Annotated in this window: 22 protein-coding genes; 12 read left to right on the top strand and 10 right to left on the bottom strand. The window is 69.8% G+C overall.

What is annotated here, in order from left to right; all coding sequences use genetic code 11:
- The first annotated feature begins 2 nt into the window (after positions 1 to 2).
- The gene (locus tag WIX39_RS03895) at positions 3 to 1,304 is read left to right on the top strand and encodes a HipA domain-containing protein (protein WP_409196317.1); all 1,302 of its coding nucleotides are present in this window, start codon (positions 3 to 5) and stop codon (positions 1,302 to 1,304) included.
- A 7-nt stretch (positions 1,305 to 1,311) separates the two neighbouring features.
- Here WIX39_RS03895 and WIX39_RS03890 read toward each other — a convergent pair whose 3' ends face one another.
- On the bottom strand, positions 1,312 to 2,298 hold the full coding sequence (locus tag WIX39_RS03890; RefSeq protein WP_409194556.1) for a tripartite tricarboxylate transporter substrate-binding protein: 987 nt from the start codon (positions 2,296 to 2,298) through the stop codon (positions 1,312 to 1,314).
- A 59-nt stretch (positions 2,299 to 2,357) separates the two neighbouring features.
- The gene (locus WIX39_RS03885; protein ID WP_409194555.1) at positions 2,358 to 4,355 is read right to left on the bottom strand and encodes an acetoacetate--CoA ligase; all 1,998 of its coding nucleotides are present in this window, start codon (positions 4,353 to 4,355) and stop codon (positions 2,358 to 2,360) included.
- A 105-nt stretch (positions 4,356 to 4,460) separates the two neighbouring features.
- Between WIX39_RS03885 and WIX39_RS03880 the strand changes: the two genes are divergently transcribed.
- The 9 genes from WIX39_RS03880 (at position 4,461) to WIX39_RS03840 (ending at position 12,693) form a co-directional block, all read left to right on the top strand.
- Positions 4,461 to 5,246, top strand: coding sequence for a Crp/Fnr family transcriptional regulator (locus tag WIX39_RS03880; RefSeq protein ID WP_409194554.1), 786 nt, complete (start codon positions 4,461 to 4,463; stop codon positions 5,244 to 5,246).
- 129 nt (positions 5,247 to 5,375) lie between these two features.
- A complete protein-coding gene (locus WIX39_RS03875) occupies positions 5,376 to 6,140 on the top strand; it encodes a glycine zipper 2TM domain-containing protein (protein ID WP_409194553.1) in 765 nt (254 codons plus the stop codon).
- A gap of 147 nt (positions 6,141 to 6,287) precedes the next feature.
- Positions 6,288 to 7,202 (top strand): dihydrodipicolinate synthase family protein, encoded by a 915-nt coding sequence (locus WIX39_RS03870; protein WP_106936336.1) that lies wholly within the window; start codon positions 6,288 to 6,290, stop codon positions 7,200 to 7,202.
- 51 nt (positions 7,203 to 7,253) lie between these two features.
- Positions 7,254 to 8,387, top strand: a complete 1,134-nt coding sequence (locus WIX39_RS03865) for a branched-chain amino acid ABC transporter substrate-binding protein (RefSeq protein ID WP_106936337.1) — start codon at positions 7,254 to 7,256, stop codon at positions 8,385 to 8,387.
- Positions 8,388 to 8,401: 14 nt separating this feature from the next.
- On the top strand, positions 8,402 to 9,337 hold the full coding sequence (locus WIX39_RS03860; RefSeq protein WP_409194552.1) for a 4-hydroxyproline epimerase: 936 nt from the start codon (positions 8,402 to 8,404) through the stop codon (positions 9,335 to 9,337).
- Between the two features lie 11 nt (positions 9,338 to 9,348).
- Positions 9,349 to 10,452, top strand: a complete 1,104-nt coding sequence (locus WIX39_RS03855; protein ID WP_409194551.1) for an NAD(P)/FAD-dependent oxidoreductase — start codon at positions 9,349 to 9,351, stop codon at positions 10,450 to 10,452.
- The gene (locus WIX39_RS03850; RefSeq protein ID WP_106936339.1) at positions 10,449 to 10,703 is read left to right on the top strand and encodes a (2Fe-2S)-binding protein; all 255 of its coding nucleotides are present in this window, start codon (positions 10,449 to 10,451) and stop codon (positions 10,701 to 10,703) included. The genes WIX39_RS03855 and WIX39_RS03850 overlap by 4 nt, the downstream gene beginning before the upstream one ends.
- Positions 10,700 to 11,998, top strand: coding sequence for an NAD(P)/FAD-dependent oxidoreductase (locus WIX39_RS03845; protein WP_106936340.1), 1,299 nt, complete (start codon positions 10,700 to 10,702; stop codon positions 11,996 to 11,998). The genes WIX39_RS03850 and WIX39_RS03845 overlap by 4 nt, the downstream gene beginning before the upstream one ends.
- Positions 11,999 to 12,024: 26 nt before the next feature.
- Positions 12,025 to 12,693, top strand: a complete 669-nt coding sequence (locus tag WIX39_RS03840; RefSeq protein WP_234382226.1) for a GntR family transcriptional regulator — start codon at positions 12,025 to 12,027, stop codon at positions 12,691 to 12,693.
- Between the two features lie 10 nt (positions 12,694 to 12,703).
- On the opposite strand, the gene WIX39_RS03835 is transcribed toward WIX39_RS03840, so the two are convergent.
- A complete protein-coding gene (locus WIX39_RS03835) occupies positions 12,704 to 12,925 on the bottom strand; it encodes a tautomerase family protein (protein ID WP_106936341.1) in 222 nt (73 codons plus the stop codon).
- Positions 12,856 to 13,824 carry an EamA family transporter gene (locus WIX39_RS03830; RefSeq protein WP_106936342.1) on the bottom strand — a complete coding sequence of 323 codons (969 nt, stop codon included), beginning with the start codon at positions 13,822 to 13,824 and terminating at the stop codon, positions 12,856 to 12,858. The genes WIX39_RS03835 and WIX39_RS03830 overlap by 70 nt, the downstream gene beginning before the upstream one ends.
- A gap of 92 nt (positions 13,825 to 13,916) precedes the next feature.
- On the opposite strand from WIX39_RS03830, the gene WIX39_RS03825 reads away from it, so the two are divergent.
- On the top strand, positions 13,917 to 14,804 hold the full coding sequence (locus WIX39_RS03825; RefSeq protein ID WP_409194550.1) for a LysR family transcriptional regulator: 888 nt from the start codon (positions 13,917 to 13,919) through the stop codon (positions 14,802 to 14,804).
- A gap of 19 nt (positions 14,805 to 14,823) precedes the next feature.
- Here the strand turns inward: WIX39_RS03825 and WIX39_RS03820 are convergent, their stop codons facing one another.
- Positions 14,824 to 15,144 carry a hypothetical protein gene (locus WIX39_RS03820; protein WP_409194549.1) on the bottom strand — a complete coding sequence of 107 codons (321 nt, stop codon included), beginning with the start codon at positions 15,142 to 15,144 and terminating at the stop codon, positions 14,824 to 14,826.
- Positions 15,145 to 15,237: 93 nt separating this feature from the next.
- Positions 15,238 to 15,408, bottom strand: coding sequence for a hypothetical protein (locus WIX39_RS03815; RefSeq protein ID WP_164546861.1), 171 nt, complete (start codon positions 15,406 to 15,408; stop codon positions 15,238 to 15,240).
- A 59-nt stretch (positions 15,409 to 15,467) separates the two neighbouring features.
- Between WIX39_RS03815 and WIX39_RS03810 the strand changes: the two genes are divergently transcribed.
- Positions 15,468 to 16,922 carry an MATE family efflux transporter gene (locus WIX39_RS03810; protein ID WP_409194548.1) on the top strand — a complete coding sequence of 485 codons (1,455 nt, stop codon included), beginning with the start codon at positions 15,468 to 15,470 and terminating at the stop codon, positions 16,920 to 16,922.
- Here WIX39_RS03810 and dbpA read toward each other — a convergent pair.
- The 4 genes from dbpA to WIX39_RS03790 form a co-directional block, all read right to left on the bottom strand.
- Positions 16,897 to 18,327: an ATP-dependent RNA helicase DbpA gene (gene dbpA / locus WIX39_RS03805; RefSeq protein WP_409194547.1), complete on the bottom strand. Its 1,431-nt coding sequence runs from the start codon at positions 18,325 to 18,327 to the stop codon at positions 16,897 to 16,899. The two genes, WIX39_RS03810 and dbpA, sit on opposite strands and share 26 nt — an antisense overlap.
- A gap of 84 nt (positions 18,328 to 18,411) precedes the next feature.
- The gene (gene infA, locus WIX39_RS03800; RefSeq protein ID WP_015867950.1) at positions 18,412 to 18,684 is read right to left on the bottom strand and encodes a translation initiation factor IF-1; all 273 of its coding nucleotides are present in this window, start codon (positions 18,682 to 18,684) and stop codon (positions 18,412 to 18,414) included.
- A gap of 58 nt (positions 18,685 to 18,742) precedes the next feature.
- Complete coding sequence (locus WIX39_RS03795; RefSeq protein ID WP_081271150.1) at positions 18,743 to 18,991, bottom strand: hypothetical protein; 249 nt, start codon at positions 18,989 to 18,991, stop codon at positions 18,743 to 18,745.
- 363 nt (positions 18,992 to 19,354) lie between these two features.
- Complete coding sequence (locus WIX39_RS03790; protein ID WP_409194546.1) at positions 19,355 to 20,590, bottom strand: MFS transporter; 1,236 nt, start codon at positions 20,588 to 20,590, stop codon at positions 19,355 to 19,357.
- Positions 20,591 to 20,654: the final 64 nt, after the last annotated feature.

The following is a 20,654-nucleotide window of genomic DNA, read 5'->3' as shown; positions in this document are numbered from 1 at the left end:
GGATGAACGGAGAGCGCGTAGGCACCTGGTTCGTCGACCGTGGCGCCCACGCTTTCCGCTACGACCCGGCCTGGCTGGAATCGCCCCGGCGGCGTTCGCTGTCGCTGTCGATTCCGCTCAACAGCACGCTCGAGGTTCGCGGCGATGTGGTCCGCAACTACTTCGACAACCTGCTGCCCGACAACGACCGCATTCGCGCGCGGCTGCGCAACCGCTTCAGGCTCAAGGATGCCACCACCTTCGGCCTGCTCGAAGCCATCGGCCGCGACTGCGTCGGTGCCGTGCAGCTGCTGCCCGAAGGGGCTGTGCCGGAAGGCTGGAACGCCATCAACTGCGAGCCGCTGGACGACGCGCAGATCGCCGAACTGCTGCAGGCGGTTCCGTCCGAAGACGCTCCGCAAGGCATGCGCGACGAAGACCTGTTTCGCATCTCGCTGGCCGGCGCGCAGGAAAAGACGGCGCTGACCCGATGGAATGGCGCGTGGTGCCGGCCGCACGGCGCCACGCCCACCACGCACATCGTGAAGCTGCCGCTCGGGCTGATCGGCGGCTCCAGGCGCGTGGACGCCTCCGACTCGGTGCAGAACGAATGGCTGTGCGCGCAGATCGTCGAGGCCCTGGGCCTGCCGGTGGCGCCCACCTCCATGGCCACCTTCGGCGGGCAGACGGTGCTGATGGTGGAGCGCTTCGACCGCGAATGGATGGACGGCGGCACCTGGATCGCGCGGCTGCCGCAGGAAGACTTCTGCCAGGCCCTGGGCCTGCCGTCAGACAAGAAGTACGAGCAGCACGGCGGCCCCGGCATGCCGAAGTGCCTGCAGCTTCTGCAAGGCAGCCGGAGCGCGGACGACGGCATGCGCTTCCTGCTCGCGCAGTTGGCTTTCTTTCTGCTCGCGGCCACGGACGGGCACGCCAAGAACTTCTCGATCCATCTCCAGCGCGGCGACGCCTACGAGATGACGCCGCTGTACGACGTCATCTCGATGTGGCCGTACTTCGGCGATGGCGCCAATCAGTTCCAGCCGCGCAAGGCGGGGCTGGCGATGGCCGTGCGCTCGCGGAACACGCACTACGTGTTCCAGACCATCCAGGCGCGCCACTGGCATGGCCTGGCCATGAAGAACGGCGGCATCGACGTATGGAACGCCATGCTCGGCCTGGTGGCGTCGGTGGACGCCGCGCTGGACGAGGTCGAGGCGCTGCTGCCGCCTGGCTTTCCCGCGCGGACCTGGCAGACCATTTCGCAGGGCATGCGGGGCGAGGCGAAGCGATTCCTCGCAGGCCTCGAAGGCCTCGCTGCGTAGAAGCCGCTCAGGACTCGGAGGTGAAGCCGATCTGCTTCACCAGCGGCCCCCAGCGTTCGTACTCGGCTTTCTGGTCGGCGGCCATGTCCTGCGGCGTGCTGGCGTTCGCGACCAGGCCGACCAGGGCCAGCGCGTCAACCACGGCCTTGTCTTTCAGCGCCTGGGTGATGGCGGCATTGGCGGCGGCGATGGTGGCGGCGGGCGTCCTGGCGGGCGCGTAGAAGCCGAACCATTCCTCGGAGGTCACGTCGGGGTAGCCCAACTCGGTGAATGTCGGCACGTCGGGCAGGAAGGGCGAGCGCTTCTTGCCGGATGTCGCCAGCACGCGGATGCGGCCGGTCTTCATGTACTGCAGATAGTCGCCGCTGGGGTTCATGGCGGCGGCGATCTGCCCGCCCACGAGGTCGGTGATGCTGGGCACGGTGCCGCGGTAGGGAACGTGCTTGATCTCCACGCCCGCGCGCATGCCCAGCAGCGCGCCCAGCAGGTGCGGCATGGAGCCGGCGCCGGGCGAGCCGTAGCTGGCCTTCTCGGGGTGGGCCTTGGCCCAGGCCAGGAAGTCCTTGAGCGTCTTGACCTCGGCCGGTACGGCGGGCCCCACGGCCAGGCCATGGAACATGATCGCGCCGATGGACACGGCCGTCACGTCTTCCGGCTTGTACGCGAGCTTCAGATAGATGTACGGGTAGACCGACAACGCCGACACGGGCGCCAGTGCCAGCACGGAGCCATCGGCCGGCGCGGCCTTGAGCGTCTCCAGCGCGATGCGCCCGCCCGCGCCGGGCTTGTTCTCCACATAGCCCGGGTTCTTGCTGTAGGCCGTGCCGCCCAGCTTTTCGGACACGCGGCGCGCCACGCTGTCGCCGGCGCTGCCGGCGGGAAAGCCGTAGATGACCTTCACCTGGTCCAGTGCCTGCGCGATGGCCGGGAAGGGCATCAGCGCCCCCGCGGTGGCGGCGCCGGCCATGGTGTTCAGGAAGTGACGTCGTTGCATGGTTCTGTCTCCTTGAGTGTGTGTGTATGCGTGCGGGGAAAAACTGGGGGGCGCCGGCGTCAGGCGGCCGTGCGCTGTCGGGCGTAGTCGATGAAGAAGGCGAGGCTGCGAGGGTTCTGCATGCTGTCGGGGCTGGCCACCTTGTCGGCCGGGGCGCCCAGCAACAGCCTGCGCACCGGCACTTCCATCTTCTTGCCGCTGAGCGTGCGCGGAATCTCGTCGACCTGGACGACGTCGTCGGGCACATGGCGCGCCGAGGCCTTGGCCCGGATGTCGGCGCAGATGCGCTCCTTGAGCGATGCGTCGAGCGTCGCGCCCGGCTGCAGCACGACGAACAGGGGCATGAACGACGGCCGGCCCAGGTACTCCAGGTCGACCACCAGGCTGTCGCGCACCTCGGGCAGTTGCTCCACCACCCGGTAGATCTCGGCCGTGCCCATGCGGATGCCGAACCGGTTGATGGTGCTGTCGGAGCGGCCGTAGATCACCGCGCTGCGCCGCGGCGTGAAGCGAATCCAGTCGCCGTGCCGCCAGACGTGGGGAAAGGTCGTGAAGTAGCTCTCGCGGTAGCGCTGGTCATCGGGATCGTTCCAGAAGTAGAGCGGCATCGAGGGCATCGGCTTGGTGATGACCAGTTCGCCCACTTCATCGACCACAGGCCGGCCGGCGTCGTCGAAGGCGTAGGCCGCCACGCCCAGCTCGGGGCACTGGATCTCGCCGGCATGCACCGGCAGGCTGGGAGCGCAAGCCACGAAGCCCGAGGCGATGTCGGTGCCGCCGCTGATGGAAGCCAGCCAGAGGTCCGGCTTGACGGCCTCGTAGACCCACAGGTAGGCGTCGACGGGCAGCGGCGAGCCGGTCGCGTTGATGGCCCGCAGGCGGTCCAGCTTCGCGATGTCGCGCGGGCGCAAGCCTTCCTTCATGCAATTGACCAAGTAAGCCGCGCCGCAGCCGAACAGCGTGACGCCCTGCTCGTCGATGAAGCGCCACAACGCCTCGGCATCCGGCCAGCTGGGGTTGCCGTCGAACATCACGATGCTCGCGCCGGTCAACAGCGCGCCCACCTGCAGGTTCCACACGATCCATCCGGTGCTGCCCAGGAACAGCAGCCGGTCGCCCTCGCGCAGGTCGTGCTGCAGCGCCATGGTCTTCAGGTGCGTGAGCACGATGCCGCCGTGGCCGTGCACCATCGCCTTGGGCAGGCCGGTGGTGCCGGAGGAATAGACGATCCACAGCGGGTGGTCGAAAGGCAGGCGCTCGTAGTGCGGCGGCGCGTCGTTGCGCAGCGCCTCGGCCCAGTCGACGCGGTCGCGCCAGTCGGGCACAGGCGCTTCGTCCGCGGCGCCCGGCACGTGGACTACGCGCTTCACGCTGGGCAGCTCGGCCAGCAGCTCCCTGACCTGGGCGATGCGATCGTGGCGCTTGCCGTTGTAGCGGTAGCTGTCGGTGGCCAGCAGCAGGCAGGGCTCGATCTGGCGCAACCGGTCCAGGACCACGCCCGGGCCCATGTCCGGCGCGCAGCTGGACCATATGGCGCCGATGCTGGCGCAAGCCAGGAAAGCGACGACGGTCTCCGGCCAGTTGGGCAGGTAGCCGGCCACCCGGTCGCCGGGGCCGATGCCCCATGCGCGCATCTGCCCGGCCAGCGCGGCGACGTCGCGTTCGAGCCCGGCCCACGACACGGTGCGCAGCGGCGCGCCTTCCTTGCGCGCGATGATCGCCGGACTTGCGGGGTCCATGGGCGCCCGGCGAAACAGGTTCTCGGCGTAGTTCAGCCGCATGCCCGGAAACCACTGCGCGCCGGGCATCTCGCGGCGGCCCAGTGCCGGTTGCGGATCGCCGTGGCCGACCACGCCGAAGTATTCCCGCACCGATTGCCAGAAGGCGTCCAGTTCCTCCACCGACCACTGCCAGAGCGCTTCGTAGCCGCCCGCGGGCACGCCGTGGCGGTCGGCCAGCCATTGCTGGTAGTCGTGCAGGCGGCTGGCGCGAATCTGTTCGGCCGAAGGCGACCACAGCAGCGGGGCTTGAGCTTCGGAGGGGGTCGAGGTGTGCATGTCGTGGCCGATGAATCCAGGGTGCGGGCGGGTTGGGCCGGATTGTTCGGTCTGCGTCGAAGCGTTACTGTTGAAACGGGGACATTTGGGGGAAGGGTTTACCCGTTGAAAACGAAGCCGGACGATCTGCCGATTCCGCCTGGCTCGGTGCCGCACGCGGCACCGGCCACCCGCCTGCCGCCTCGGCGCCTGAACGTGGGCGAACCTGCCGGCTACCGGCTGGACGAGCTGTTGCGCCTTTCGCCCTGGTACGCGGTGCTTCCGGCCCCGGCACAGGGCTGGATCCTGAAACGCGCCCGCGAACACCGGGTCTCGCAGGGCCAGCTGCTGGCCCGGCGGGGTGAGATACCGACAGCCTGGTTCGGGCTCGCGCAGGGTCTGCTCAAGACCTCCGTGCTCGCCGCGGACGGACGCAGTTCCACGCTCGGCGGCATCCTGCCGGGTTGCTGGTTCGGTGAAGGCGCGCTGCTGCGCGGCAAGCCGCGCCATGCCGACTACGTGGCGCTGCGCGACAGCCGCGTCGTACTGCTGCCGCTGGACGATTTCGCCCGTCTGCTGCAGGAGCAGCCGGTGTTCAAGGACTTCGTGTACTCGCAGATCAACGAGCGCCTGCACTACTTCATGGACCATGTGGGCGACGTGCGGCTGATGCGCGGCCCCGCGCGAGTGGCGAATGCGCTGTGCGGACTGGCGCATGTGCTGAACAACCCGCTCGGCCTCGTCCACCTGCCCATCGCGCAGGACGAACTGGCCGCCATCGCTGCTGTTTCGCGCCAGCGCTGCAACCTGGCACTGCAGCACATGCAGGCTCAGGGCTGGCTGCACGTCGGCTATGGGCACCTGACCTTGCTCGCGCTCGACCCCATCGCCGAGATGGCGCGCTCCGGCTGACGCCCTTCTTCCGCAGCGGCGTGGCAAACGCCGCGTGTAGGACGCCGCTGGATTGACAACGCGGCGTCGGCGCCCATGCTCCGGGGTGGGTTCCCCGCATGCTGCGAGGGAAAGAGAAAAGGATTCCCCATGGACTCGACATCGCCCCTTGACCAACCCTCCGGCGCGCCGGGCGCCACCAGGTCGCCAAAGGCACTGTGGGCAGTGATCGGCACCCTGGCCGTGGCCGTGGTGGCGCTGGGTGGCGTGCTGTTGCACAAGCAGTCGCAGGACACGACGGCGGCCGCCGCAGCCTCGCCGCCCGTGGCCGCCGCAGCCTCGCCGCCCGTGACCGCCGCGATGGCGCCCAAGGCGCCGGACGACTTCAAGCCCGAGCTCATGCCGCCCGCCGCCGCCGTGCCACCTACCGGCGCGGGCCCGGCACCGCAGGCCATGGCCGCAGCGCCCATGTCCACGCCTGTCCCGGCCCCGCTGCCGGCGCAAGCCGCCCAGCCCGGCCCCGCTCCCGGCTCAAATGCGCCGATTGTGGCCGCCGCCCAGCCCGCACCGCCGCCTTGCGCAGTCTGCGGCCGGGTCGAATCGGTCCGGCCGGTGCAGCGTGCCCAGCGCACCACCGGTGTCGGCGCGGTCGCGGGCGGCGTGGTGGGTGGCCTTGTGGGCAACCAGTTCGGCCACGGCAACGGCCGTGCCGCGACCACCGTGCTCGGCGCGGTCGGCGGCGGCTTCGCGGGCAATGCCATCGAGAAGCACGTGCGCACCGTCACGGTCTACGAGGTCGGCGTGCGCATGGACAACGGCTCGCTGCGTACGGTGGAGACCAAGAGCGCGCCGCCCATCGGCAAGCCGGTCACGCTCAGGCGCGGCGTGCTGCGCCCGGCCGACGGCCGCAAGTAGCGCACGGCGGCGGCCCGCCTCCGGGCCGCGATATCACACAAGCTCCGTGCCCGGAAGAGCGCTTGCCCCACGAATATCTTGACGGTATATCGTTAATATATTTAAAGTGCGACGCTTCCACACCGCACATCCACAAGGAGCGACCAAGTGAGCAATCCCCGCTGGCAAGGCATCTTTCCCGCCGTCACCACCAAGTTCCACGCCGACGAGAGCATCGATGCCGAAGGCACCGCCCGGCATATCGACTTCCAGATCCGCAACGGCATCCACGGCCTCGTCACCTGCGGCTCGCTCGGCGAAGCCAGCACGCTCACGCTGGAAGAAAAGCTGCAGGTTGCGAAGATCGCGCTGGAGGCCGCCGACGGCCGCATCCCGGTGCTTGCCAACGTGTCGGAAACCAGCACCCGGGAGGCGCTGCGCTACGTGGACGGCGCCAACAAGCTCGGCGTGGCCGGCTTCATGGTGATGCCCTCGGTGATCTACGTGGCCGACGCGCGCGAGGCCATGCTCAACGTGCGCACCATCGCCAACGCGGCGCAGAAACCCATCATGGTCTACAACAACCCGGTGGCCTACCGCGTCGACCTGAAGCCGCAGCACATGGTCGAGCTGGCCGACTGCGAATGGATCGCGGCGATCAAGGAAAGCACCGACGACATCCGCCGCATCACCGACCTGCGCAACACCGTGGGCGACCGCTACCAGCTGTTCCTGGGCGTGGACGACCTCGCCTACGAAGGCCTCGCACTCGGCTGCGACGGGCTGCTGGCCGGCGTCGGCTGCGCCTTCCCGCGCGAGACCGTGGCGCTGTACGACCTGATGAAGGCAGGCAAGTTCGCCGAAGCGCTCAAGCTCTACCAGTGGATGACGCCGATGCTGCACCTGGATGTGTCGACCAAGCTGGTGCAGAACCTCAAGCTCATCGACGTGCTGGTGGGCGTGGGCACCGAGCACATGCGCCGTCCGCGCCTGCCGCTCATCGGCGCAGAGCGCGAGTTCATCGAAGGCATTGTGAAGAAGGCGCTCGCGAGCAGGCCTGTTCAATACCAGTCGGTCATGTAATAACCGCACGGCCTCGCGTTTTTCATCGTCCCCAACCCAGCAGGAAGAAGCATGAAGACAAAAGCAAGCATGGTTTCGTTTCTCGGACTCGCGGCCCTCGCCCTTGCAGGCCAGGCGCATGCGCAGGAGCAGGTGGTCAAGATCGGCCACAGCGGCCCGCTTTCGGGCCCCAACGCCTTCGCGGGCAAGGACAATGAAAACGGCGTGCGCCTGGCCGTGGAGGAGCTCAACGCGAAGAAGCTCGTGGTCGGCGGCAAGACGCTCAAGTTCGAGCTGGTCTCCGAAGACGACCAGTGCGACGCCAAGACCGGCGTGAGCGTGGCGCAGAAGTTCGTGGACGACGGCGTGAAGTTCGTCATGGGCCCGTACTGCTCCGGCGTGGCCATTCCGGCCTCGCGCATCTACAGCGACGGCGGCGTGCTGCTCTCCACCGTGGGCACCAACCCCAAGGTCACGCAGGGCGGCTACAAGAACCTCTACCGCATCATCGCCAGCGACAACCAGATCGGCGGCGCGATGGCGGTCTATGCGGCCAAGGTGCTCAAGGTCAAGAAGGTCGGCGTGATCGACGACCGCACCGCCTTCGGCCAGGGCCTGGCGGAAGAGTTCACCAAGGAAGCCAAGGCGCAGGGCCTGAGCGTGGTCGGCCAGGAGTTCACCACCGACAAGGCCGTCGACTTCACCGCCATCCTCACCAACATGAAGGCCAAGGCGCCCGAGGCCATCTTCTTCGGCGGCTATGCGCCGCAGGCCGCGCCCATGGCCCGCCAGATGAAGCAGCTGGCCGTGGCCGGCAAGCTGCTGGGCGGCGACACCGTCTGCAGCCCCGCCACCGGCAAGCTCGGCGGCGACGCGGTCAACGACGTGGTGTTCTGCGCGCAGGGCGGCTCCATCCTCGAGAAGGCGCAGAGCGGCCCGGCGTTCAAGGAGAAGTTCAAGAAGCGCTTCAACATCGACGCCGACGCCTACGCCGCCTCGTACTACGACCAGGTGATGTTCATCGGCGAGTCGATGAAGAAGGCCAACTCCATCGACCCCGACAAGGTCGGCGCCGAGCTCTACAAGACCACCTACAAGGGCGTGGCCGCTACCTACGCCTACGACGACAAGGGCAACATGAAGCAGGCGCCGATCACGGTGTTCACCTTCAAGAACGCCGCGCCCGTTCCCCTGGCCAGCTACTGATGGGGCCCGGCCGCATGCAACGCATCCAGGTCATCGACTCGCACACGGGCGGCGAGCCCACGCGCCTTGTGATCGGCGGGTTCCCCGATCTGGGCGGCGGCAGCATGGCCGAGCGCCGCGCGCTGCTGGCCGAGCGGCACGACAAATGGCGCGCCGCCGCCGTGCTGGAGCCGCGCGGCAGCGACGTGGTGGTGGGCGCGCTGCTGTGCGAGCCCGTGTCGCCCGACGCCGCCGCCGGCGTGATCTTCTTCAACAACGCCGGCTACCTCGGCATGTGCGGCCACGGCACCATCGGGCTGGTCGCGAGCCTGGCGCACATGGGGCGCATCGGCGTGGGCGAGCACCGCATCGAGACGCCCGTGGGCACGGTCACGACCACGCTGCACGAAGACGGCTCGGTGAGCGTGCGCAACGTGCCGGCCTACCGGCACCTGCGGCAGGTGCCGGTCGAGCTGCCGGGCCACGGCGTCGTGCGTGGCGACGTGGCCTGGGGCGGCAACTGGTTCTTCCTGGTGAGCGAACACGGCCAGCGCGTGGCCAGCGACAACCTCGCGGCGCTGACCGACTACACCGCCGCATTGCGCCGCGCACTGGCGGCGCAGGGCATCACCGGCGCGGACGGCGCGGAGATCGATCACATCGAACTCTTCGCCGACGACAGCGACGGTGCCGACAGCCGCAACTTCGTGCTGTGCCCCGGCAACGCCTACGACCGCTCGCCCTGCGGCACCGGCACCAGCGCCAAGATCGCCTGCCTCGCGGCCGACGGCAAGCTCGCGCCGGGCGCGGTGTGGACGCAGGCCAGCGTGATCGGCAGCCGCTTCGTGGCCAGCTACGCGATGGACGGCGACAAGGTCATTCCCACGCTGCGCGGCCGTGCGCACATCAGCGCGGAGGCCACGCTGCTGATCGACGACGACGATCCCTTCGGCTGGGGCATCCGGCTCTGACGCCGGGCGGCATGGACGCGGACGTCATCGTCATCGGCGCCGGCATCGTCGGCGCGGCGTGCGCGCATGCCCTCGCGCAGGCGGGGCTGCAGGTGCTGGTGCTCGATGCGCGCACCGGCGGCGCCACCGGCGCGGGCATGGGCCACCTCGTGGTGATGGACGACAACGCGGCCGAGCTGGAACTGAGCCGCCGTTCGGTCGCGCAATGGCGCGCGCTGGCGCTTCGCATGAGCGAGGACTGCGCCTACAGCCCCTGCGGCACGCTCTGGATCGCGGCCAGCGACGAAGAAATGGCCGAGGCCGAACGCAAGCACCAGCGTCTGCATGCGCACGGCATCGACAGCCGCCTGCTGACGGCGGGCGAACTGGCGAGCGCGGAGCCCGCCTTGCGCAAGGGCCTGGCCGGTGCGCTCGAAGTGCCTGGCGACGGCATCCTCTATGCGCCCAACGCGGCGCGCTGGCTGCTCGCGCAGGCCGCGGATTCGGTGCGCGTCGAACATGCAAAGGTCGCCGCCATCCAGGATGACGGCACCCTGCGGCTCGCCGACGGCAGCAGTCGCCGCGCGCCGCAGATCGTGCTCGCCAACGGCATCCAGGCCACGACGCTGTGCCCCGAACTCCCGATCCGCCCGAAGAAGGGCCACCTGCTGATCACCGACCGCTATCCGGGCACCGTGCACCACCAGCTCGTCGAGCTCGGCTACGTGACCAGCGCGCACCACAGCGACGGCGATTCGGTCGCCTTCAACGTGCAGCCGCGCCCCACCGGGCAACTGCTGGTGGGCTCGTCGCGACAGTTCGACACCACCGACCCGGCGGTCGAGGCGCCGATGCTGGCGCGCATGCTCCAGCGCACGCTCGACTACCTCCCGGGGCTCGCCAACCTCAACGCCGTGCGTTCATGGACCGGCATGCGCGCCGCGTCGCCCGACGGCCTGCCGTTGCTGGGCAGGCATCCGTGGCGCGAGAAGCTCTGGCTCGCGGTCGGCCACGAAGGCCTCGGCGTGACGACCGCGCCGGGCAGCGCGCAAGTGCTCGCCGCGCTGATGACCGGCGCCAGGCCCGATTTCGACCCGGCGCCCTATGCGCCGCGCGGCCTGCGAGGCATGGCATGAGCGCCCACACCCTGCTGCACATCGACGGGCATCTGGTCCGCGTGAAGACGGGCAGCTCGGTGGCCGCGGCATTGCGCGTGGCCGATGGCGGCGGCATGGGCGCCGCGCGCACCTCGGTCACGAGGCAGCCGCGCGCGCCGTTCTGCGGCATGGGCGTGTGCCAGGAATGCCGCGTGCTGGTCGACGGCCGCCGCAGGCTCGCCTGCCAGACCGTGTGCGCCGAGGGCATGCGCGTGGAGACGACGGAATGACCGGCATCGCGACGGACAGCTGCGACCTGCTGGTCGTCGGCGCCGGGCCGGCCGGCATGGCGGCGGCCGTGGCGGCCGCGCCGAGCGGCGCATCCATCGTCGTGATCGACGACAACCCCGCGCCCGGCGGGCAGATCTGGCGCGACGGCCCCGGCGCCGCCCTGCCGCCAGCGGCGCGCAAGTGGCGCGACGCGCTCGCCGCGCACGCGAACATCCGCGTGCGCAGCGGCACGCGCATCGTCGCCATCGCCGCACCCGACGAACTGCTGCTCGAAGACGCTGGCGGCGCGACGCGCATGGCGTGGCGCAAGCTCATTCTCTGCACCGGCGCGCGCGAACTGCTGCTGCCCTTCCCCGGCTGGACGCTGCCCGGCGTGACGGGCGCGGGCGGCCTGCAGGCGCTCGTCAAGGCGGGCATGCCTGTCGAGGGTGAACGCATCGTCATCGCGGGCAGCGGGCCGCTGCTTCTTGCCGCCGCAGCAACCGCACGCGCGGCAGGCGCGAAGGTGCTGCGCATCGCCGAGCAGGCGTCGTTCGCAGCGGTCGCGCGCTTCGGCGCCAGCCTGGCGCGCTGGCCGGGCAAGGCCGCGCAGGCCGTGACGCTGGCCGACGCCGGCTATCGAACCTCGTCGCGCATCGTCTCCGTGCATGGCGCGGCGCAGGTCGAATCGGTCCGGCTGCTGCAAGGCGGCAAGGAAGCCGACATCGCCTGCGACCGCGTGGCCTGCGGCTTCGGCCTCACGCCCAACACGCAGCTCGGGCAGCTGCTCGGCTGCGCACTCGCGCCCGTCGGCGGCGGCACGCAGGCCCTGTCGGTCGATGCAAGGCAGGCCACCAGCGTCCACGGCATCTACGCCGCCGGCGAATGCACCGGCTTCGGCGGCAGCGAGCGCGCGCTGGTGCAAGGCGCCATTGCCGGCCACGCCGCCGTGGGCAACGAGCGCGCGGCGAAAGCCCTCGAAAGCGAGCGCACCCGCTGGAACGCCTTCGCGGCGCAGCTGCACCGCGCTTTCGCGCTGGCCGACGCCATCAGGCGCATGCCGCAGGCCGACACGCTCGTCTGCCGCTGCGAGGACGTTCCGTTCTCCGCACTGGTCGGCTGCACCGGCTGGACCGACGCCAAGCTGCACCGCCGCTGCGGCATGGGCGCCTGCCAGGGCCGCGTCTGCGGCGATGCGGCGCAGTTCCTCTTCGGCTGGACGCCGCCCGCGCCCAGGCCGCCGCTGTCGCCGGTCCGCATCGCGACGCTGGCGGGCCTGGTGGACACAGCGGACCCGGTGGACGCCCGACAATGACGCCGCAGCATCCGCACAAGAACACCATGGCCGCCCCGAAGACCGATTCCCGCCCCCCGCCCAAGCGCCGCGCCGCCGACCTCGCCTACGACGCCATTGAAACGCTGCTGTCCACCGTGCAGCTCGAGCCGGGCAGCCAGATCGCCGAGGCCGACCTGGCCGAACGCACCGGGCTCGGCCGCACGCCGGTGCGCGAGGCGCTGATGCGCATGGTGTCGATCGGCCTCATCGTGCAGCAGCCGCGCCGGGGCCTGCTGGTGTCGACCATCGACCTGGCCGACCACCTCGACGTGATCCTCACGCGGCGCGTGCTCGAACGGCTGATTGCCGCGTGCTCCGCGCGCCGCGCCACCGCGCAGCAGCGCACGGCCATCGTGCATTGCGCCGAGATGATGGTCGAGGCCGCGGGCCGCGGCGACCTCAACGACTACATGAAGGCCGACCGCGCGCTCGACCTCGTCAACCACCAGGCGAGCCACAACGATTCGGCGGTGAAGGCCGTGGTGCCGCTGATCGTGCAGTGCCGGCGCTTCTGGTACGCCTACCAGCACGAGGGCGAGATCGTCGAGGGCGCGAACGCGCACCTCGAACTGGCGCAGGGCATCGCCACCGGCGACGAGGCCGCCGCCATTGCCGGCGCCGACCGGCTGATGGACTACCTCGAAGTGTTCGCGCGCAAGATCATCGACAGGTAGGCCCCGCCGGTCAGCTGCCCGCCGCGCGCCGCCGCTGCCGCAGCACCGTCGCGCTCTCGCCGCCCTGGCCCCAGTTGTCGGGGTCGATCTCGTCGATCAGCACCGTCACGTCTTCGGGCCGCTTGCCCAGCACCTCCTGCAGCAGCCTGGTGGCGCCGGCGATCAGCGCGGCCTTCTGCTCGCGGGTGGCGGGTTGCTCGCGGCGAGCGAGGCGGATGGTGACGAGGGGCATGAGCGGATTCCTCCAGAGGGCGTGGCTGCGTGATTCTGCCAACGCTGCCCGCCGCGCTGCGCACGCTGGCTGAGCCAGATGCTCGCGATCACGATGCCGATGCCCAGCATCTGCCATGCAGAGAGGCTCTGCCCCAGCAGCGCCCAGCCCAATATCACGGCCGTCACCGGGCTCAGGAAGGCCAGCGGCGCGATCGCCGAGGGCTCCAGCCGGGCCACGCCGCGGAACCACACGATGTAGGTCAGCGCGGCGCCCACCAGGCCGAGCCAGCCGAAGCCGATCCAGTTGTGCAGCGTGAGCGAGGGCAGCGGCGGCTCCAGCAGCAGCGCCACCGGCAACAGCAGCAGGCCGCCCGCCGTGAGCTGCCACGCCGTGAAGGTGAGGGCCGACACCGGCGGCTGCCAGCGCCGGCTCAGCACCGTGCCAAAGGCCATCGACACCGCGGCTGCAATCGCTGCGGCGATGCCGACGGCGTCGAGTGCCGCGTTCGGCGTGAGCACCAGCAGCGCGACCCCGCCGATGCCCACCACCGCCGCCGCCACCGACAGCGCGCGCACCGGCGCGCCCAAAAAGGCGCCGGCCAGGAACACCACCAGCAGCGGCTGCACTGACGTGATGGTGGCCGCCACGCCGCCCGGCAGCCGGTACGCCGCCAGGAACAGCATCGCCCACAGCACCGAGAAATTCAGCGCGCCGAGCACGAAGATGCGGCCCCACCATGCGCGCTCCGGCAGCTTGCGCACGATCAGCATCAACAGCAGCCCGGCTGGCAGCGCGCGCAGCAGCGCCACCGTCAGCGGGTAGCCGGGCGGCAGCAGCTCGGTCGTGACGATGTAGGTGCTGCCCCAGATCGCGGGTGCTGACGCGGTGAGGAGGACGTCGGTGGTGCGGCTTGTCATGGGTCGAATCTATGGAATTGACCGCCGGTTGTGAATGTTCGAATAATGAATTGATTCTTTACCGCCAGTCGTCAATTCGCAGCGTTTCCAGCATGGACCATCTCACGGCCCTCAAGGTGTTCCGCACCACCGCCGCCACGGGCAGCTTCGCCGGTGCCGCGCGGCAACTGGGGCTCTCGGCCGCGGCCGTCAGCAAGAACATCGCGCAGCTGGAGGCGCACCTGAAGGTGCGGCTCATCAACCGCACCACGCGGCAGATGAGCCTGACCGAAGCCGGCGCCGCGTACCACGAGCGCCTGTCGCGCATCCTCGACGAGCTTTCCGAGGCCGACGCCGCCCTCGCGCCCATGGGCAGCAGCCCCGGCGGCGTGCTGCGCGTGAGCGCGCCGCTCACTTTTGCGCTCACCTCGCTGTCGCCCGCCATTCCCGAGTTCATGGCCCGCTACCCAAAGCTGCGGCTGGAGCTGAACCTGCAGGACAGCCGCTCGGACATCATCGGCGAGGGCTACGACCTGGCCATCCGCGGCAGCGACCGGCTCGAGGATTCCAGCCTCGTCGCGCGCCGCCTCATGACCATGGACCACGTGCTGTGCGGCGCCCCCGGCTACTTCGCCGCGTTCGGCCGCCCCGCGCAGCCCGAAGACCTGAAGGCCCACGAGTGCGTGCAGTTCACGCTCTCCGGGCATGCGAACAAATGGACCTTCAACCGCGCCGGCCGCAGCGTGGCGGTGCCCGTCGACGGGCGCTACAAGGTCAGCTCCAGCATCGCCGTGCGCGACGCGCTGCTCGCGGGCTTCGGCCTGAGCCTGATCCCGCGCATCTACGTCGAGAACGAGCTGGCCTCAGGCCGCCTGCAGGCGGTGCTCGAAGACTGGGAGGCCGACAAGACACCGGTGTACGCGGTCTACCCCTCGCGTCACCTCGCGGCGAAGACGCGCGCTTTCGTCGACTTCCTGGCCGAGCGGTTTTCAGCGCGCTGATCGCTCGGGAGCGGCGCGCTCAGTCGGCGTCTGGCGCCGGTTCCGGGCCCTGCCAGCCCAGCAGCTCGGCCAGCCGCTGGACGATCCAGGCGGCTTCCGCCGCCGACACGCCCGCCTCGGGCGTCGCCAGCCCGGCGTGGATGCGCCGCAGGATCTCGCTCTCGACCGGTACTTCGGTGTGGTGCTGGATCTGCGCGTGGCCCACGAGATGGTTCGCCAGGTCTTCGCAGATCTCGTAGCGCGCGCGCACCACGCCGATCGGCTCGCTCAGGCGCTGGCGCGCGTCGCTGTAGACCGCGAAGAACGAGGGCGGGATGTAGATCTGGTTGTCGTCGGACATCGCGAATCGCTCAGGAAGGCCGTCGTCCCAACGACAAAACGCGCCCGGGGGCGCGTTCGTCGTCGTGGCTCCGTGGAGCCGGCGAAGGCTGGATCAGCCGCCCTTCTTGGCGCGCTTGCCAGGGTTCTTCTTGCTGCGCGTTGCGGTGCCGCGCTCGAGGCTGACCTTCTGGCCGCCACCGGAGCGAGGCACGGTGTAGCCGGGCAGCGGCGTCGGCTTCGGGGTGGCAACGCGTTCGGCTTCGGTACGGAATGTCTTGGGCATGAAAAGCTCGGGTAAAAGTAATGTTCGAACCCGCAATTAGGCCACATCGAGGATTTCATATGCCAATAACCGAAACAACCGCCGGCGCCGGGCGTCCGCGCTTCGTTTCGGGCTCGCTGATGCGCCATGTCTGCGTCATGGCGGGCACGGGCGCCATCGGGCTGATCGCGGTGTTCGCGGTCGACCTGATCAACCTGTTCTACATCTCGCTGCTCGGCGAAAAGGAGACTGCGGCGGCGGTCGGTTTCGCGGGCGTGGTGGGCTTCTTCCACGCGTCGCTGTGCATCGGGCTGACCATCGGCATCGCGGCAGTGGTGTCGCGCACGGTGGGCGCGGGACGCATGGAAGACGCGCGCCGCATCGGCACCTCGAGCCTCGTGCTGATGGTGGCGCTGTCGGTGCTCGCGGGCTCGGGCACCGCCTTCTTCCTGCACCCGGCGCTGCAGGCGCTGGGCGCGCAGGGCGAGACGGCGCGGCTCGCGCATCGCTACCTCTCGGTGACGGTGCACACGCTGCCGCTGCTGGGCATCGGCATGGCGACGTCGGCGCTGCTGCGCTCGGTGGGCGATGCGCGCCGCTCGATGACGGTCACGCTGGCGGGCGCCTTCGTGACGGCGGTGCTCGACCCGATATTGATCTTCGGCCTGGGCCTGGGGCTCGACGGCGCGGCCATCAGCGCGGTGGTCTCGCGCACGGTGCTGGCGGCCATCGGCCTGCACGGCGTGATGGTGAAGCACCGCATGCTCGGTCCCTTCCAGGCTTCGCGGCTCGGCGCTGATGCGCGCGCGCTGGGCTCGGTGGCCGGGCCGGCGGTGCTGACGAACCTGGCCACGCCCGTGGGCGCGGCCTTCGTCACGCATGCGGTGGCGCAGTTCGGTCCCTCGGCGGTGGCGGGCGCGGCCACCATCGACCGGCTCACGCCGGTGGCCTTCGGGCTGGTCTACGCGCTCAGCGGCGCGGTGGGGCCGATCCTGGCGCAGAACCTGGGCGCGGGGCAGTACCGAAGGGTGCAGGAAGGCCTGCGCGACAGCCTGCTGTTCATGGTGGCGTCGGTGGCCGCGGCGTGGCTGCTGCTGGCGCTGGGGCAAGGCGTGCTCATTCGCGCGTTCTCGGCCGAAGGGCAGGCGGCGGAGCTGATCTCGCTGTTCTGCAGCTGGCTGGCCGCGAGCTTCTTCTTCGCGGGCGGGCTGTTCGTGGCGAACGCGTCGTTCAACAACCTCGGGCATCCGCTGCTGTCGACCGCGTTCAACTGGGGGCGCGCCACGCTGGGCACGATTCCGTTCGCCTGGTGGGGCTCGCACCACGGGGCGGCCGGCGTGCTGATCGGGCAGGCCGTGGGCTCGTCGATCTTCGGGCTGCTCGCGGTGGTGGTGGCGTTCAGGCTGGCCGCGAAGCTGGCGCGGCAGGAGGCGCCCGACGGGGCACCGGCCCCGGTGCTCGACGCACCGGTGGCGCCTGCATCGGCGCTGGCCACGCCGCAGGCGGGCGTTACTGCTCCAGCAGCCGCACCTTGACCGACTTGCCCTTGACGCGGCCGGCGGACAGCTTGCGCGCCGCCTCGGCCGCGATGGCGCGGTCCACCGCCACGTAGGTCGAAAATTCGTTCACGTTGATCTTGCCGACCTGCTCCTTCGTGTAGCCGCAGTCCCCGGTGAGCGCGCCCAGCACGTCGCCGGCGCGGATCTTTTCCTTGCGCCCGCCCACGATCTGCAGCGTGGCCATCGGCGGCTTCAGCGGCGTGCCCTTGGCGGGCGTGAGTTCGGACAGCTCGTGCCATTCCGATTCGCGGCCCTGCAGCAGCTCGATCTTCCCGACGCTGCCCATCTCGTTCATGCTGGCGAGGTTCAGCGCCAAGCCTTCCGAGCCGCCCTGCTGGCCGACCCGGCCGGTGCGGCCGACGCGGTGGATGTGGATTTCAGAATCGGGCGTCACGTCGACGTTGATCACCGCCTCGAGATGCGAGATGTCGAGCCCGCGCGCCGCCACGTCGGTGGCCACCAGCACCGAGCAGCTGCGGTTGGCGAACTGCACCAGCACCTGGTCGCGCTCGCGCTGCTCCAGCTCGCCGAACAGCGCCAGCGCGCTGAAGCCCTGGGCCTGCAGCACGTCGACGAGGTCGCGGCACTGCTGCTTGGTGTTGCAGAAGGCCAGCGTGCTCACGGGGCGGAAATGGTCGAGCAGCAGGCTCACGGCGTGCAGCCGCTCGCTGTCCTTGACCTGGTACCAGCGCTGGCGGATCTTGCTGCCTTCATGCTGCGCCTGCACCGTGATCTGCTCGGGGTTCTTCATGAACTGCTGCGCGAGCTTGGCGATGCCTTCGGGGTACGTGGCCGAGAACAGCAGCGTCTGACGCTCCTTCGGGCACTGCCGCGCCACCGTCACGATGTCGTCGAAGAAGCCCATGTCCAGCATGCGGTCGGCTTCGTCGAGCACCAGCGTGTTGAGCGCCGACAGGTCGAGGTTCCCGCGTTCCAGGTGGTCCATGATGCGCCCCGGCGTGCCCACCACGATGTGGGCGCCGTGCTCCAGGCTGGCAATCTGCCCGCGCAGCGCGACACCGCCGCAGAGCGTGACGACCTTGATGTTTTCCTCGGCGCGCGCCAGGCGGCGGATTTCGGTCGTGACCTGGTCGGCCAGTTCGCGCGTCGGGCACAGCACCATCGCCTGGATGGCGAAGCGTCGTGCGTTGAGGTTGGCGAGCAGCGCCAGTGCGAAGGCGGCGGTCTTGCCGCTGCCGGTCTTGGCTTGCGCGATCAGGTCCTTGCCGAGCAGCGCGGGCGGCAGCGCGGCCGCCTGGATCGGCGTCATCTGCGTGTAGCCGAGCTGGGTGAGGTTGGCCAGCGTCTGGGGCGTGAGCGCCAGCGTGGCAAAGCCGTTGTCGGCTGGGGTGCCGCCGGCTGTGGGATTGGTTGTGGTCATCGTTCAGCAGCCGGGGAGCGCAAAAAACAAAAGCCTTGCCGGCACCCTTGGCGGGGCGCCGCAAGGCCTTGCGTCAGTCGCGGATCAGCGGCGGGGTGCGTTGTTGTTGCCGGAGTTGGTCGGCGGCGGGCCGCGACGTTCCAGGTGACGGAAGGTGATACGGCCCTTGGTCAGGTCGTAGGGCGAGAGTTCGAGCGACACCTTGTCACCCGCCAGGATGCGGATGTGGTGCTTGCGCATCTTGCCGCCGCTGTAAGCGATCAGCTGATGGCCGTTGTCGAGCGTGACGCGGTAGCGCGAGTCGGGCAGGACTTCGGTCACCGCGCCGTTCATTTCGATCAGTTCTTCCTTGGGCATGTGTGATTACCTCTGAATCGTTCGATGTGTGTTGGAGATGGAATCGGGCGTAATTGTTTCAGGCCGCGCACGGGAGTGCGAGGGGGGCGCGTTCGCGCACCCAGCCAAGGCCCTCGTCGACGGCATAGCGGACCGCCGCGGCGTGGCTGGCGAAGCGCGGCGTGAAACGCATCACGCGGTCGTGCATGCCGCTGCCGCTGCCGGAGCGGATGGAGACGGAGGCGGCGAAATTGCCGTCGTCCTGGTGTCGGATGAGCGGCGAAACAAGGTACTTGCCCACCGCGATACTGTGTTGAATGATGTCCATGAAGCCTTGGCTCGGCGCGCGGATACGAAGCGCGATGAGCCTGAAAAATAATTGAAAACGGGCGTGGGCCGGCCGGAATGGCGCGGCGGACGCGCTATTCGCTTCAACAGGAACGAAGGCAGTGGTGGCAATCATGGGCGCCCGGTCTGGCGCTCCAACACACTGTATGAGCCGGCTTGGGAATGAGGGGCCTGAAGAATCCAAGGACAGTGCAGGTCAGCCGGCGGTATTGACGAAATTCTTCGTCGTGGTATCGAAACGAACCCGACATTATAGCCCGCAGGGCATGACGAACGCTTGTCTTAATTACAACGCCTCCATGAAAAAGGCCCCGAGGGGCCAGCGATCAGGGGTTTTCAGCTACTAAAAACATAGCGATGCCGGGGCGGAGCAGGCCCTCCGTGCCCTGCGAGCCGCCCGAAGCAGCAGCGCCAGCCCCGCGAGCTGCATCGCCGCGCCCGCCCATCCCACCGCGCTCACGCCAAACAGCTCGATGGCCGCACCGCCCAGCGCCGAGCCTGCCGCGATGCCGAGGTACGTCGCCGAGGCATTGAGCGACAGCGTCATCGGCGCGCGCTCCGGCGCCAGCCGGATCAGCCGCACCGCCTGCGCCGGCCCGAAGCCCCAGCCGGCGAAGCCCCACAGCGCCGACAGCCCCACGATCAGCGGCAACGCCAGCCCGCGCGGCAGCATCTGCGCCGCGAACGACAGCCCGCCCAGAATCAGCACCAGCAACAGTGCAAAACCCCGCGCCACGCGGTCGGCGCCGAAGCGGTCGGTGGCCCAGCCGCCGGCCGCGGTGCCAAGGGCCGCGGCCACGCCGATGGCGCAGAACACCGCGCTCGCGCCTTCGGCCCCGAAGCCCAGCGTGCCCGACAGGAACAGCGCGATGTAGGTGTAGAAGCTGAAGCCCCCGGTGGCCCACACCAGGGTGACGAGCAGCGCCGGCAGCACGCCGGGTGCGCGCGCCGCCTCGAAGGCCGGTGCCTGCTTCGCGGCGGTGGGGGCTTGCGCCAGGGCGCGCGGCAATCCCAGGGCCAGGCCCCAGGCGGCCAGCGCCGCCACCGCCGCGATCAGCAGGTAGGCCGTGCGCCAGCCGCCCCAGCTCGCGATCCACGCGCCCAGCGGCACGCCGAGCGCCACCGCCACGGTGCCGCCGCCGCTCACGATGGCCAGCGCCCGGCCGCGCAGCGCGGGCGACACCATCGCCGCCGCCACCGCGCTCGCGGTCGGCAGGAACACGCCGGCCGCCAGTCCCAGCGCGATGCGCGCCAGCGCCAGTTGCGCGAAGCCGTGCGCCAGTCCCGCCGCCAGCGCAAGGCCCGAGAACGCGGCGAGGCTGGCGATCAGCAGCGGCCGCCGCCTGAAACGCGAGAACAACGCCGCCATCAGCGGGGAGCCGACGGCGTAGCTCAGCGCGAACAGCAGCACCAGCTGTCCGGCCCGCGCGGCGCTGACCTGCAGGTCGGCCGCCAGCACCGGCAGCAGTCCCGCGACCATGAAGCTTTCGGTGCCGATGGCGAAGGCGCCCAGCGCGAGCCAGCCGAGGCTCATGGGCAACCGTTCGGGCAAGGGCGCGGCAGTGGGGTTGGTTGGCATGGAAAGCTCCGTTCAAAGGTGTTCCGAGGCCTTCAGAATAGGATTGCGATTGGCTCCTTGAAAG

The organism is Variovorax sp. AB1(2024) (genome assembly GCF_037482385.2).
Taxonomy (GTDB): Bacteria; Pseudomonadota; Gammaproteobacteria; order Burkholderiales; family Burkholderiaceae_C; genus Variovorax.
Note: the sequence above shows the minus strand (reverse complement) of the source record. Positions and strands in the feature narration are given on the sequence as shown.